Below are 239 nucleotides of genomic sequence, written 5' to 3'. Positions count from 1 at the left end.
GCCGACGGAAGCGCGTTCGGTGTGCCGCAGGAACGCGATGCAGTACTTCCAGTTCGCGAACTCGGCCAGCCTGTTCGCCAGGCTGACGAACCTGGTGGATGGTCGCAAGCTCGACGCGATTCTCGTCAGGATGCCGACGGGGCAGTCGCCGTCCGAGATAACGACACACGCGGGCGAGGAGTTCGTTTATGTGATGCGCGGGCAAGTCGCACTGACGCTCGAGGATTGCACGTTCACGC

At 63.2% G+C, this 239-nt stretch carries 1 protein-coding gene; it reads left to right on the top strand.

The genetic code is table 11. From position 1 onward, the window contains the following. Positions 1–37 precede the first annotated feature (37 nt). Positions 38–239: cupin domain-containing protein (locus AAEZ03_RS28770; protein ID WP_350583409.1), on the top strand; the 202-nt coding region annotated here is incomplete at its 3' end.

Source organism: Pseudomonas sp. HY2-MNA-CIBAN-0224 (genome assembly GCF_040310285.1).
Lineage (GTDB): Bacteria > Pseudomonadota > Gammaproteobacteria > Pseudomonadales > Pseudomonadaceae > Aquipseudomonas > Aquipseudomonas helleri.
This window is presented reverse-complemented; position numbering and strand designations above follow the sequence as displayed.